Annotated in this window: 8 protein-coding genes and 4 pseudogenes; 4 read left to right on the forward strand and 8 right to left on the reverse strand. The window is 65.7% G+C overall.

The annotated features are described in order from the left end of the window. Positions 1-65: 65 nt before the first annotated feature. Both J2S75_RS18200 and J2S75_RS18205 read left to right on the forward strand, forming a co-directional pair. Positions 66-2,030: a polysaccharide biosynthesis protein gene (locus J2S75_RS18200; RefSeq protein WP_307021968.1), complete on the forward strand. Its 1,965-nt coding sequence runs from the start codon at positions 66-68 to the stop codon at positions 2,028-2,030. A gap of 294 nt (positions 2,031-2,324) precedes the next feature. Further along, on the forward strand, positions 2,325-4,085 hold the full coding sequence (locus J2S75_RS18205) for an ABC transporter ATP-binding protein (protein ID WP_307021971.1): 1,761 nt from the start codon (positions 2,325-2,327) through the stop codon (positions 4,083-4,085). Between the two features lie 21 nt (positions 4,086-4,106). Here the strand turns inward: J2S75_RS18205 and J2S75_RS18210 are convergent. Next, a pseudogene (locus J2S75_RS18210) lies at positions 4,107-4,616 on the reverse strand (transposase); the annotation flags it as partial. Positions 4,617-4,675: 59 nt separating this feature from the next. Between J2S75_RS18210 and J2S75_RS18215 the strand changes: the two are divergent. After that, a pseudogene (locus J2S75_RS18215) lies at positions 4,676-5,344 on the forward strand (transposase); the annotation flags it as partial. Positions 5,345-5,511: 167 nt separating this feature from the next. Here the strand turns inward: J2S75_RS18215 and J2S75_RS18220 are convergent. From J2S75_RS18220 to J2S75_RS18240, 5 genes and pseudogenes are all read right to left on the reverse strand, one after another. Further along, positions 5,512-6,780 carry a glycosyltransferase family 4 protein gene (locus J2S75_RS18220; protein ID WP_307021973.1) on the reverse strand — a complete coding sequence of 423 codons (1,269 nt, stop codon included), beginning with the start codon at positions 6,778-6,780 and terminating at the stop codon, positions 5,512-5,514. Further along, on the reverse strand, positions 6,777-7,922 hold the full coding sequence (gene wecB, locus J2S75_RS18225; protein ID WP_307021975.1) for a non-hydrolyzing UDP-N-acetylglucosamine 2-epimerase: 1,146 nt from the start codon (positions 7,920-7,922) through the stop codon (positions 6,777-6,779). The genes J2S75_RS18220 and wecB overlap by 4 nt, the downstream gene beginning before the upstream one ends. After that, positions 7,922-8,821, reverse strand: coding sequence for a dTDP-4-dehydrorhamnose reductase family protein (locus J2S75_RS18230; RefSeq protein WP_307021977.1), 900 nt, complete (start codon positions 8,819-8,821; stop codon positions 7,922-7,924). The genes wecB and J2S75_RS18230 overlap by 1 nt, the downstream gene beginning before the upstream one ends. Before the next feature lie 46 nt (positions 8,822-8,867). Continuing rightward, positions 8,868-9,890, reverse strand: a complete 1,023-nt coding sequence (locus J2S75_RS18235) for a polysaccharide biosynthesis protein (protein ID WP_307021979.1) — start codon at positions 9,888-9,890, stop codon at positions 8,868-8,870. Between the two features lie 135 nt (positions 9,891-10,025). Next, positions 10,026-10,485: pseudogene (locus tag J2S75_RS18240) on the reverse strand (transposase domain-containing protein); the annotation flags it as partial. Between J2S75_RS18240 and J2S75_RS18245 the strand changes: the two are divergent. Continuing rightward, positions 10,388-11,507: pseudogene (locus J2S75_RS18245) on the forward strand (IS3 family transposase). The pseudogenes J2S75_RS18240 and J2S75_RS18245 sit on opposite strands and share 98 nt — an antisense overlap. Positions 11,508-11,612: 105 nt before the next feature. On the opposite strand, the gene J2S75_RS18250 reads toward J2S75_RS18245, so the two are convergent. Continuing rightward, positions 11,613-12,203 carry an acyltransferase gene (locus J2S75_RS18250; RefSeq protein WP_307021981.1) on the reverse strand — a complete coding sequence of 197 codons (591 nt, stop codon included), beginning with the start codon at positions 12,201-12,203 and terminating at the stop codon, positions 11,613-11,615. Further along, complete coding sequence (locus J2S75_RS18255) at positions 12,200-13,141, reverse strand: Gfo/Idh/MocA family oxidoreductase (RefSeq protein WP_307021983.1); 942 nt, start codon at positions 13,139-13,141, stop codon at positions 12,200-12,202. The genes J2S75_RS18250 and J2S75_RS18255 overlap by 4 nt, the downstream gene beginning before the upstream one ends. Positions 13,142-13,147 lie beyond the last annotated feature (6 nt).

Consider the following 13,147-nt stretch of genomic DNA (forward strand, 5'->3'; position numbering starts at 1 on the left):
GTGTCGCCAGAGGCGGACGGAGCTGCATTTTCGTACGGAAAGTGGCGGCTTGAAGGGGTGAGTGCATGACCGGACGCTTTCTCAACTATCTCATCGGACTCAGCCGCTCGCGGAAGCGCGCCGTGCTGATGCTGGTGGACGCGGCGCTTCTTGCCGTCAGCTTCTTTCTGGCGATGGCGCTGCGTCTGGACGGCTTCACCCCTGCCTTGTCGCCCCCCAGCTGGCTTGCCTTTGCGCTCGTCCTGCCCTGCACCTTGCTGTTGTTTCGCCTGATGGGCCTTTACCGGGCCGTGGTGCGCCATGTCGCCGGGCGCACGGTGCAGGTGCTCGCCTTCGGCCTTGCCGTTTCGGCGCTGCTTCTGCTGCTGTCGGCCAAGAGCTTCGGCCTGTTCCTGCCGCGTTCGGTGCCCGCCATCTATTGGCTGCTTGCGATGGGGCTCCTCGGCGGGGCGCGGTTCGGCCTGCGCGCGCTGTATCGCCATCGCCTGGCGCGGCTGAAGGCGCGGGTCATCATTTTCGGCGCCGGCAGCGCCGGACGCCAGCTTTTCGCCACGCTGGAACATGGCGGCGACTATGCTCCCGTCGCCTTCGTCGACGACGCGACGGAGCTGCAGGGCCGCGACATTGGCGGGCTGCGCGTCTTTTCGCCCGCCCGCCTGCCGAGCCTGGTGGCGGAACACGGGGTCGAATGCGTGCTGCTGGCCATTCCCAGCGCCACGCGCCGCCAGCGTCGCAACATATTGGAGCGGCTGGAGCCGCTGGGTCTGCGCGTCCAGACCGTTCCCGGCCTCTCCGACATCGTGTCCGGCCGGGCGGAGTTGAGCGAGATCCGGGAAGTGGCGATTGAGGATCTGCTCGGCCGCGACCTGGTGCCGCCCCGGCAGGACCTGCTCGACGCCAATATCCGCGGCAAGAGCGTCATGGTGACGGGGGCGGGCGGCTCGATCGGCAGCGAGTTGTGCCGGCAGATTTTAAGCCAGCGTCCGTCGCGGCTGGTGCTGCTCGAGCTGTCGGAGTTCTCACTTTACAGTATTGACGAGGAATTGCGGGACCTTGCAAAGGCGGAATCGCCGGAGACGGTGATCGTCCCGCTGCTCGGCTCCGTGCGCGACCGGTCGCGTCTTGAAGGCGCGCTGCGCCATTTTGCCGTCGACACCATCTTTCATGCCGCCGCCTACAAGCATGTGCCGCTGGTGGAGCGGAACCCCGTGGAGGGGCTGCGCAACAATGTCTTCGGGACGTTGGCGCTGGCAGAGGCCGCGCAGACCGCGGGGGTGAAGGCGTTTGTCCTGGTGTCAACCGACAAGGCGGTGCGGCCGACCAACATCATGGGCGCCTCCAAGCGCATCGCCGAGTTGATCTGCCAGGCACAAAGCGGGCTACCGGGCGAGACCGTGTTCGCCATCGTCCGCTTCGGCAATGTCGTCGGCTCGTCCGGCTCAGTCATCCCGCTCTTTCGCAAGCAGATTGAGGCGGGCGGCCCGATCACGGTCACGCATCCGGACATCACCCGCTATTTCATGGCGATCCCGGAGGCGGCGCAGCTTGTGATTCAGGCGGGCGCCATGGCCCGGGGCGGCGATGTGTTCATTCTCGACATGGGCGAGCCGGTGCGCATCGTCGATCTAGCCTCCCGCATGGTGCGGCTGAGCGGGCTCCGGCCGGTCGTTTCCGAGGCGGGCGGCGCCTCCCGAACCCGGGTCAAGGGCGACATCGAGATTCGCTTCACGGAGCTGAGGCCGGGCGAGAAGCTGTTCGAGGAGTTGCTGGTCGGCGACGGGGCGCATCCGACCGCGCATCCGCGCATCATGACGGCGACGGAGATGGCGATGGACTGGCCGGCGCTGGAGGGGCTTCTCGGCCGCCTGTCGGCGGTGTGCGAGAGACATGATCTTCCGGCGATCCGCCACCTGCTTCATGAAATACCGATCGGCTACGAGCCATCCGGAGCCATCGTTAATCCCTGCTGTGAGGCGCCTGAAAGCACCCCGCTGACCGGCGCCCCGGCTCAGTCAAGCGCCACGGCGTGAACTTGGCACGTTGCTGGCGCGACGCGCTGGAAGGCCGGGCGGGGGCTCCGCAACGGCGTATGTCCGCAGGCCAGGCTGCTGGCGCCGGCGATTGCCTCCCTGGCCTCCTCGTGCCAGAAGACCCTTCGGTTGCCGGGGGCCTATCGCAAGACGCGAGCATTCGGAGAACTCTTTACAATGGTACCGCGTGCTCCTTCGGCCGGCAAGGCCCCGGCGCCTGGGCAACGGTTCGGTGCGGGGCGCCAGCAGCAGGAGCGGATGGATGTCGCATGTTGAAGAGCGGGTGAGGCCGGCATGAAACGGTCCTCCTCCGCCTCGTCGCTGCTGCAGGCTGGCCGCACTCTGTTCCGTGAGCTCAGTCCAGCGCGACGCCGTTCCTTCCTGCCGCTGATCGGCTTGATGCTGATCGGAGCGTTTGCCGAACTGTTTAATCTCGGCGCGGTGGTCGTTTTCCTGTCGATCATCGCCGACCCGCAGTCGATCGCCCGTTTTCCGTTTCTGGCGGGGTTGTTCGCGCGCATCGGCGCCGACACGCCGGCCAACTGGATGATCATCACCACCGCCTTCTTCTGCCTGTGCGCGTTGTTGGCCGCCGGGATCCGGCTGTTATTGATGAAGAAGACGCTGAGCTTCAGCTTCGGCGTCGCCTGCGAGCTCGGCTCGCGGCTGTTCTTCCAGACGCTGCATCAGGATTACGCCTATCACACCCGCCGGAACTCCAGCGAGATACTCGCGGCGGTTGGCAAGGCCAATCAGGTGACGAGTGATATCCTCCTTCCGTTCATGAACGTGATTGTGGCGGGCGTCCTCTCTCTGTTCATCGTCGGCGGGCTGGTGTGGATCGACCCGCGGGTGGCGATGACCTCCGGGCTGGCGCTGACGGGCATTTACATCGTCACCTCCATGGTCAGTCGCGCCAGTCTGCAACGCAACAGCCTGCTCTCCGCCCGCGCCCAAAGTGAGCGAGTCAAGGTGATGCAGGAGGGCATCGGCGGCATTCGCGACATTCTGCTGGACCGTTCGCAGTCGGTTTTCACCGAGTCCTACGACCGTGCGGAAGCCGAAATCCGCGATACGCGCACCTCGACGGCGTTCGCCGCTACCGCGCCGCGCTACATCATCGAGGGGCTTGGGATCGTCGTCGTCGCCATCGTCGCCTGCGCGACCTCGCTGAGCGCTGGCGGGCTGACGCAGGCGCTGCCGGTTCTGGGCGCGCTGGCGCTCGGCGCGCAGCGGCTGCTTCCCTTGTTGCAGCAGATCTATTCCGGCTGGGCGACCACGGTCGGCAACCGGCAGGCGCTGTTCGACCTTGAGGAATTGCTGCGGCGGACCGTGCCGCCCGAACCTTCCCCGGACGTGTCGATCGCCTTCCGGGAAAGCCTGGTCATTGATCGCGTGGGCTATCGCTACAGCGAGGGCGGGCGGCTGGCGCTGGTCGATGTCAGCCTAACCATTCCCCGCGGCGCCCGGGTCGGCATTGCCGGCAAGACCGGCAGCGGCAAGTCGACGCTGATGGACATCATCATCGGGCTGCTTGAGCCGACGCAGGGCGAAATCCGCGTCGACGGCGTGCCGCTGACGGCCACCAACCGCCATGCCTGGCAGCGCCACATCGCCCATGTGCCGCAGGCGATCTTCCTCTCCGATGCCAGCGTCGCCGAGAACATCGCCTTCGGTGTGCGCCCGTCCGAGATCGACCATGAACGTGTGCGCCGCGCGGCCGAGCAAGCGGAACTGGCGGAGGTGATCGCGGGCCTTCCCCAGGGCTACGAGACGCGGGTGGGCGAGCGCGGCATCCAGCTTTCCGGTGGGCAGCGCCAGCGCATCGGCATCGCCCGCGCGCTTTACAAGCAGGCCTCGGTGCTGGTGTTCGACGAGGCGACCAGCGCGCTCGACAACGACACCGAAAGCGCGGTGATGCAGGCCATCGACCGGCTGGATCGGGATCTGACCATCCTCATCATCGCCCACCGGCTGACGACGCTCGAAGGCTGCGACGAGATCATCCGGCTGGAGAAGGGCGTCGCCGTGGTACAGGAAAAAATCGCATCGTAAGCACCTAGAGCGCAATCCGAACAGGTTGTCCATGACGATGATGTCGTCGGGGCGCAGTTCCGGGATCAACAGCTTGTCGAGATAGATCTCGAAGGTGTCGCGGTTGATCGGCCCATTCAGCACGGAGGTGTGCGATGACGCCGTGAAGTGTCAGCGCGCCGACGAAGGTCGTGGCCTTCCAATGGTCACGCGGCACACTCACCCGAAGCGGCTCGCCGCTCCGGCAGCGCCCATGGCGGCGCGCCATGTCGGTCGAGGCCCAGGTCTCGTCGATGAACACCAGTCAGTCGGGTTCAAGGTCCAGCTGATCCTCGAACCGTCGTTCGCGCAGAATGAGGACCTCCACGCGGTCCTGTTCGGCGGTGTGTGCGGTCTTTTTGCGCGTGATGGCGTGCCGAGCGAAGAAGCGTTGGATCGTGCCGACGCGAAGGCCAGACCCTGCTTCGCCAGGCTCGCGCGAACGTCGTTGATCGTGGCGTTCTGACCCGGGCCGGGTGCCGCCACCACAGCGTCATAGTGCGCCTCGATCCGATCCTCCCCCGTTCAGTGGACACCCATGTTAGCTTTTGCGAGCTTCACAGGAGTGTTCGTTGGGCACACGGCGTCGGGTGTTTCCGGAGGCGTTCAAGCGGGAGGCCGTTGAGCGGGTGGCCTTCAGCGGGTTTCCACCTTACAGGTGGTGCGGGAGCTGGGGTGGCACGAGACGGTTCTGCGGCGGTGGGTGAGAGACCTCGCCCCTCAGGCGACGGGGCCGGCGCGGCGCCCGATCCCGCAGGTGGCGGTCCCGTCGCCGGCCGACCTAGCGGCGGCGAATGCCCGGCTCAGGCGGGAGAATGAGTGCCTGCGGATGGAGCGCGATATCCTAAAAAAGCCGCGCTCATCTTCGGAGCGGCCTCCCGATGACGTTCGGGCTCGTCGATGAGCATCGCGTTGTGTGGCCAGTCCGTGTGATGTGCGAAGCCCTGGGGCTGTCCGCCAGCGGCTATTATGCCTGGCGCGCCCGGCCGGAGAGTTCGCGCGCGCAGACCAACCGGGCACTCACCGATGACACCCGCCTGATCCATGCGGTGCTGCGGGGGCACGGTCGGCGCGTGGGCCGTTCCCGGGTCGAGCGGCTGATGCGCCGCGCCAGTATCCGCGGGCTGGCGGCCTTGCCACGGCGCACGCGGACGACCGCCAGCCGCCATTGCTTTCCGATCGCTCCCAAGGGGCTCGCCCGCAACTTCATGACCCAGGCCCCGAACCAGGTCTGGCTGGCGTAGCTCACCTACATTCCCACAGGCGAGGGCTGGCTAACCCGGTCCACTTTTTCAGGGGAAGATCAGACCATTTCCTGGGTCGCGACCACATGATCGGCCCGATAGCTGAAGCGGGGATCGACCGCCGGCGAGAAGCGCGAGAAGGTGTCTGACGTTGCCCCTCCTGGCTACATGTCTTTGCCATAGTCGGCGATGGCGGCGTAGAGGACCTCGGCAAAAGCCTGCGTTCCCTTGTCGAAGGACAGTTCCCGCTCATAGAAGGCCCGCCCGCGTTCGCCCATCAGCGCACGCTCGGCGGGGTCGAGAGCGGCGAGTTGCAGCACGGCCGCCGCCAGCGCCGCGGAATCCTCCGGCGGCACGGCGAGGCCGGCGCCGGACGCCCGCAGCATGTCAGCCCCATCGCCCGCCACGGCCATGAGGATCGGCCGGCCGGCAGCGAGATAGGCCTGCGTCTTCGACGGCACGGTGATGGCGAACAGCGGATCGTCCTTGAGATGGACCAGCAGCACATCCGCCGCCGCCAGCCACGGGCCCACCTCCGCCTTCGCCACGCGCGGCAAGAATTGGACATTGGCCAGCCCGCGCGCGGCGGCCGCCTGCTTCAGCCGCTCCGTCTCCAGCCCGTCGCCGAGGAGGCAGAACGCGATCCGCGGATGCGCTTGCGCGAGATGCGCCGCCGCATCGAGCACCGTGTCCAGCCCCTGCGCCCGGCCGAGATTGCCGGCGAACAGCACGCGGAACGGACCCGGCTCGGCAAAGGCGGCGGGCGGCGCGGGGGCAACCCCGCCGGTCTCGATGTGGTCGCCCCAATTATGGATCACCCGGACGCGCGCAGGCGCGACGCCGCGCTCGATCAGCAGCCGGCGAAACCCTTCCGACTGGGCGATGACCCGGTCCATCCGCCGCCAGGTCCAGCGGCAGACCCGGCCGATCAGCGCGAGAAGCCGCTCGCTGCTGATCATTCCCGTGGCGCGTAGCGTGTCCGGCCACATGTCCTGAACATCGACCACGACCGGGATGCGGCGGACAAACCCCGCCAGCGCCGCCGCGACCGCGACCATGATCGGGGGATGATAGGCGAGGATGACATCGCTGCGGCGGGCGAAGCAGGTGAGGTAGACGAGGACAGAGGCGAAGAAGCTGAGATAGTTGAGGCTGCGGCCGATGCGGCTGCTGTCGTGGCTGGGATAGAGCGGCAGCCGCGTCAGCAGGACGTTGCCCACCTGCCGGCGGTCCATCGGCCGGATCGTGTAGCCCTCATAGACCTTGCCGCCGGGATAGTTCGGAAAACCCGTTACCACCTCGACCTCGAAGCCGAGAGCGTGCAGCCGCTCGGCAAAGGCCAAGCCCTTATTGGCGGTCGGCTCCGGATCGAACCATTGCGTCACATAGAGCAGACGCGGGCGGGCCGGCGACACCGGGGGCACCTGTGTCACGCGAGGTCGTTCCCGCGAATGCCGTCCCAGGCATTGGACAGCGGCGCGGTTCCCAGGAGAAGGCTGACGACGCGCTCGGACGTGTTGGTCACCTGGTAATCCTCCGGCACCGGATAAGGCAGGCCCGCTGCCGTGCGTTCGGCGAAGAGGCGGGTGGCGAGATCGACGCCGCGAAGGATGGCCGCGCCGGAAAGGCCCGTCATGAGGATCGCCCCGGTGTCCAGCGCCTCCGGCCGCTCGATCGCGTCGCGCGGCGTGACGGCGGGAAAGCCGAGAATCGAGGCTTCCTCGGCGATGGTGCCGCTGTCGGAAATGGCGCAGAAGGCCTTCATCTGCAGCCGGTTATAGTCATGGAAGCCGAAGGGCTTCATGAAGCTCACGCGCGCATCCGCCACCAGCCCGGCCGCCTCCAGCCGCTTGCGGGTGCGCGGATGGGTGGAGACGATGACCGGCTTGTCGTAGCGAATTGCCAGTTCGGACAGCGTGCCGACGAGTTCGCCCAGACGGTCGGCGCGGTCGACATTCTCCTCGCGGTGCAGCGAGACGATGAAATAGCCGCGCGGCGCGAGGCCGAGCCGCTCCAGAACGTCAGAGGCCTCGATGCGCGGGCGGTAATATTCCAGCACCTCGCGCATGGGTGAGCCCGTGAGATAGATGCGCCGGTGTGGCAACCCCTCGGCGATGAGGTGGCGCCGCGCATGCTCGGTATAGACGAGGTTGAAGTCGGCGATGTGGTCGACCAGCCGGCGGTTGGTCTCCTCCGGCACATTGCCGTCGAAGGAGCGGTTGCCGGCCTCCATGTGGTAGACGGGGATCTTCATCCGCCGCGCCATCAGGGCGGAGATGGCCGAATTGGTATCGCCGAGGATCAGCACCGCATCAGGCCGCTCGGCGGCGAGCACCTTCTCGCTCTCGATCAGGATTTTGCCCAGCGTCTCGCCGAGCGAGCCGCCGCCGGTACCGAGGAAATGGTCGGGCCGGCGCACGCCGAGATCCTCGAAGAACACCTCGTTCAGCTCATAATCATAGTTCTGTCCGGTATGGACGAGGCGATGCTGGCAATAGGCGTCGAGCCGCGCCATGACGCGGGACAGGCGGATGATCTCGGGCCGTGTGCCCAATATCGTCATGACCTTGAGCATTATTTTATCCCAGAGAATGGCCGGATGCCGTCTTCCTCGCGCTGTGCATAGACATCGTGCAGTTCCTGCAGCAGCGTGGGCCAGTCGGGCGGCGCGTAACCGGTCGCGGCGCGGAATCGATCGGAGCGCAGCGAGCGGTCGATCACCGGTTCGGACCGCGGTATGATCTCGATCGACTTGCCATAAACGCGGGCGACGAGACGAAGCAGGTCGTGCTTGCTGATGGGCGCCGCCGAGAGGTGATACAGCCCGCGCAGTCCGGCATTCGGCAGAACATGACGCGCCAGCACCCGCGCAAACTCCACGGTCGTGACCCCGGAAAAAATTGCGCGGGTAAAACCGTAGACCGGTCCTTCCTGTGCGAGGAACCAGTCGATCAGCGAATGATAGCTTCCGAGTTCATGGCCGACCAGCGAGGTGCGCAGGGTGAGCGCGTGGGGTTGATCGACCTCGCCGAGCAGCTTGCTTCGCCCGTAGAGATCGGTGGCATTCGCCACGTCGTCTTCGCTGTAATGGCCGCGCACGCCGTCGAAGACGCAGTCGGTGCTGACATGCACGAGGCGCGCGCCCGCCTCCCCACACAGGCGCGCCAGCTGGTGCGGCAGAACGGCGTTGATCGGCAGGGCGAGGAGCGGGTCCTCGGCACCGGACACCTGCTTGATAACGCCGATCGCATTGACGACGACATCGGCCCCGCACTCGGCGAGAAGGGCCCGCAACCCGTCGAGATCGTGGATGTCGGCCAGCCACCGCACGGCGCCGGGAGGGAGAAAGGGCAGTTGGACGGCCGCGTCCGGCCGGCGGGTCACGGCGATCACGTCGAGCCCTGGTTCGCGCGCCAGCACCCGCGCCACCCCATTGCCGAGCATGCCGAGCGCGCCGAGAATGACCACCTTCATGGAGTCGGATGCCTCCTGTCCCGAAGCGCCGCCGCGCCAGCGCGGCTCACGACATCGCGCCTTCAAGCTCGGCAACGACCTCCGGCAGCGTCAGCAGCAGCGCCTTCACCTCTGCGACGCCGAGCCGCTCAGTGTTGTGCGAGTGGTAATCGTGCTGGCCGATCGTTTCGGTGTCACCCTCGGAGAAATAGGGCCGGTAGTTCAGATCGCGCCCGTCCATCCGCACGCGGAAATACTCGCCCATGTCCTCGCTCTGGGTCAGCTCCTGGGCGCTGACCAGCGTCTCATAGAGCTTTTCGCCATGGCGCCAGCCGATGATTTCGACCGGGTGATCGGGGCGGCCGAACAGTTCCTTCAGCGCGGCGACGAGATCGGCGATGGTGGAGGCCGGCGCCTTGCGCACGAACAGGTCGCCCTGATGCGCGTTCTCGAAGGCATGATGCACGAGCGCCACCGAATCGCGCAGCGGCATCAGAAAGCGCGTCATGCTCGGCTCGGTGATGGTGATCGGCGTCCCGGCCTTGATCTGCCGGATGAACAGCGGAATCACCGAGCCGCGCGAGGCCATGACATTGCCATAGCGCACCAGCGAGACCGTGGTCGCCGCCCCGGGGCCGATGGAGCGGGCCATGGCCAGGGCGAGCTTCTCCATCATCGCCTTGGAGATGCCCATGGCGTTGACCGGGAACACGGCCTTGTCGGTGGAGAGGAACACCGCCGAGCGCACGCCCGCCGCCACCGCCGCGCGCACCACATTCTCCGAGCCGAGAATGTTGGTCCGCACCGCCTCCATCGGGAAGAACTCGCAGGAAGGCACCTGCTTGAGTGCCGCCGCGTGAAAGACGCGCGTCGCGCCCGCCATCGCCCGGTCGACACTGTCGCGGTCGCGCACATCGCCGATGTAGAATCGCACATTGCCGCTGCGCAGGGTGTTGCGCAGCATGTCCTGCTTTTCCTCGTCGCGGCTGAAGATGCGGATTTCTGGACACCCCCTGGCAAGCAGGTCCTGCAGCATGGTGCGGCCGAACGAGCCCGTGCCGCCGGTGATCAGAACACATTCACGCTGCATCTATGTGTGCCCCCCGGCTTCCCAGCCATAAGCCGCTCTACAGCCTGAAGTTAAGCCAGCGCGCGATCTCAAGCGCCGGGAACCGAATGCAGATGCTGGTTCCTGATTCGACGCGCTCGGAGCTTATGCCCTGAATTATGAAATCAGCAATGACGCGAGCCCCGTCCGCTGGCGAATTTGGGGCAGTGTCCGTTGGAAACTGAACCGCGCCGAGTTTCCCCGGAGGCCATTTCGTTTGAGGCACGCCGCCATGGCTGCCTGCTCCAGCATGGCATAATAACGCGCCTCGACCTCGGCCGGCGGGATGTTGCCGACAGGCTCTAGCAGCCGGTGTTTGTTGAACCAGTCGACCTGTGCAAGCGTGGCAAACTCGGCGGCCTCGAAGCTCCGCCAGGGTCCGCGGCAGTGTATCAGCTCCGCCTTGTAGAGCCCGTTGATCGTCTCGGCGAGAGCATTGTTATGGCTGTCGCCGATGGTGCACCAGGCCGCCGCGATGGATGGGCCGTCGTTCATGCAGGGCTTGCTCCAGCGCGTCGAGCACGAAGCTGGCATGTGCGGTTCGCGATACGCGCCAGCCGCCGTACTTCAGCTGGAAGAAGAAATACGAGGGGCTCGCCCCGCTCGAGATGCGTCGGCTGAAGCAGGTCGAGGATGAGAACACGAAGCTGCGCAAGCTCGTCGCCGACCTCTCCCTCGACCGGGAGATGCTGCAGGATCATCCGGCCTATAATCGATCCACCGGATCGATTTCTTAACGGCCTTCTATCCGCCGAAAAATCTGAGGCCTGGTCGCAAGCGCGAGCTCGTCGGCATGATGTGTGGCGAGTGGCAGGTGTCGATCCGCCGGGCCTGTGCGGCCCTGGAGTTCGACCGGTCCACCTACCACCACAGATCCTGCCGGCCCGACCAGGCCCCATTGACGGCCCGCATCAGGACGATCTGTGAAACGCGTGTCCGCTATGGCTACAGACGCGTGCAAGTGCTGCCGCGCCGGGAGGGCTGGGTGATCAACCAGAAGCGAACCCGTCGGATCTACAACGAGTTAGGCCTGCAACTGCGCAACAAGACGCCGAAGCGTCGGGTGAAAGCGAAGTTGCGGGAGGATCGGGCGCCGGCCACACGGCCGAACGATGTCTGGGCGATGGACTTTGTCCACGACCAGTTGCCACCGGCCGCAAGATCCGGGTGCTGACGGTCGTCGACACCTTTTCGCGCTTCTCGCCAGTGGCCGATCCGCGTTTCAGCTATCGGGCCGAGCACGTGGTGGCCACCCTCGAACGGGCCTGCGCCAAGGTGGGTTATCCGCGGACCATCCGGGTCGATCAGGGCTCGGAATTTATCTCCCGTGACCTCGACCGGTGGGCCTATGCGAAGGGGGTGACGCTGGACTTCTCACGGCCCGGCAAGCCCACCGACAACGCCTTCATCGAGGCATTCAACGGTCGCTTCCGGAGTGAGTGCCTGAACACGCACTGGTTCCAGACGCTTGCGGACGCGGCCGAAAAGATGGAGGCTTGGCTCAGATACTGCAATGAGGATCGGCCGCACGGCGCCATCGGCCACAAGCCCCCGATCTCGCTGCAGAACCCCGGCGGCGCACCCAGCCCACCGCCGTGAAGCAGGCCGGAAACTCCAGCTTCCGGCGGTCCAGAAATTGGTCTCGGATCAAGGGGCATCTACCCCATCAGTGCTAAGTTAAAGAATACGCCCGCACGATGCCTATCAGCTTCCCGCCACTGCGCGGGTCAGAATGGAGCCACGTAAAGTATACTTGTCGCCTGTATGGGGGCATACGGCTTCGCCGGTGCCCGCGAGAGGCAGTTCGAGCTGCTCCCCAAAAGCGCTCATCCAGCCGATCTGTCGCGCAGGCACGCCCACCATCAGCGCGAAATCGGGTACGTTGCGGGTCACGACGGCCCCGGCTCCGATGAAGGCACCTTCGCCGATGGTGACGCCGCAGACGATGGTACAGTTCGCGCCCAGCGTCGCGCCACGCCGGACCCGCGTGTCGCGGTATTCGCTCTTGCGCTCCACCAGCGCGCGCGGGTTATGCACATTGGTGAACACCATGGACGGGCCACAGAACACGCCCTCTTCCAGGGTCACATTGTCATAGACCGACACGTTGTTCTGGATCTTGCAGCGATCGCCGATCGACACTTTATTGCCGACGAAGACATTCTGGCCGAGCGACACGTGGCGCCCGATGCGTGCGCCCGCGCATATATGGGCGAAGTGCCACACCCGGCTGCCGTCGCCGATCTGCGCGCCTTCGTCGACGATGGCGCTCGGATGGACCGTATAACCCGTCACGACACGCGCCGGGCGAAGGGATGCATGTCGCTGTCGTTCACGAGTGGCGCCGAGCGGATATGCGCCACGGTTTCGATGGCGACCCGGTTCTCCTCCAGACCGAAGCCGCGGCCCGCGAGGATTTCCTCATAGGAGCGCGTGTGCAGATCGGTGAAGCCTTCGGAGAATTCGATGTCCGCGCCATCGGCGGTAATGGCGCGGAAGGTGCGCTTGCCCTTGGCGCGTTCGGCCTCCGGCACATCGCTGAAATCGACCGAGAGAAACCAGCGCACCCGTGCCCGCTCATATTCGAGATAGCCCGCGGCCCTGGTCGGCGTGCGCAGATGCACGACGTTCTGCTGCAGCTTGCCGTAGACGAAGTGGAGCATGTCGTAGAAATGGACGCCGATATTGGTGGCGATGCCGCCCGATTTGTCGTCCTCGCCCTTCCAGCTGCGCAGATACCAGTTGCCGCGCGAGGTGATGTAGGTGAGGTCCACCTCCACCTTGCGGTCGGTGGGGGCGGCGCTCATGCGCTCACGCAGGGCGACAATGGCCGGGTGCAGGCGCAGCTGCAGGATGGAGTTGATCCGCCGCCCGGTGTCCTCCTCGATCTCCTTCAGCCCGTCAATGTTCCACGGATTGAGCACCAGCGGCTTCTCGCAGATGGCGTCGGCGCCCGCGCGCAGGGCGAAGCGCATATGGCTGTCGTGCAGATAGTTCGGGGAGCAGATGGCGACATAGTCGATGCCCTCCCCCTGCCGGCGCAACTTGTCGATGTGTCGGTCGAAGCGCTCAAATTCGGTGAAAAAGTTTGCCTCGGGAAAGAAGCTGTCGATGATGCCGACCGAATCACTGCGGTCTAGTGCTGCGACCAGCGAGTTGTTCGTGTCCTTTATCGCCCGCATGTGGCGGGGTGCCACGAAACCGGCAGCGCCAATCAAGGCAAACTTCTTCATTACCGC

The organism is Ancylobacter polymorphus (assembly GCF_030813495.1).
Classification (GTDB): Bacteria; Pseudomonadota; Alphaproteobacteria; order Rhizobiales; family Xanthobacteraceae; genus Ancylobacter; species Ancylobacter polymorphus.

Excerpts from the sequence above, each read along its gene's own strand:
- J2S75_RS18235 (WP_307021979.1), bottom strand. The coding sequence starts at position 9,890 with ATGCAGCGTGAATGTGTTCTGATCACCGGCGGCACGGGCTCGTTCGGC.
- J2S75_RS18205 (WP_307021971.1), top strand. The coding sequence starts at position 2,325 with ATGAAACGGTCCTCCTCCGCCTCGTCGCTGCTGCAGGCTGGCCGCACT.
- J2S75_RS18255 (WP_307021983.1), bottom strand. The coding sequence starts at position 13,141 with ATGAAGAAGTTTGCCTTGATTGGCGCTGCCGGTTTCGTGGCACCCCGC.
- J2S75_RS18230 (WP_307021977.1), bottom strand. The coding sequence starts at position 8,821 with ATGAAGGTGGTCATTCTCGGCGCGCTCGGCATGCTCGGCAATGGGGTG.
- J2S75_RS18200 (WP_307021968.1), top strand. The coding sequence starts at position 66 with ATGACCGGACGCTTTCTCAACTATCTCATCGGACTCAGCCGCTCGCGG.
- wecB (WP_307021975.1), bottom strand. The coding sequence starts at position 7,922 with ATGCTCAAGGTCATGACGATATTGGGCACACGGCCCGAGATCATCCGC.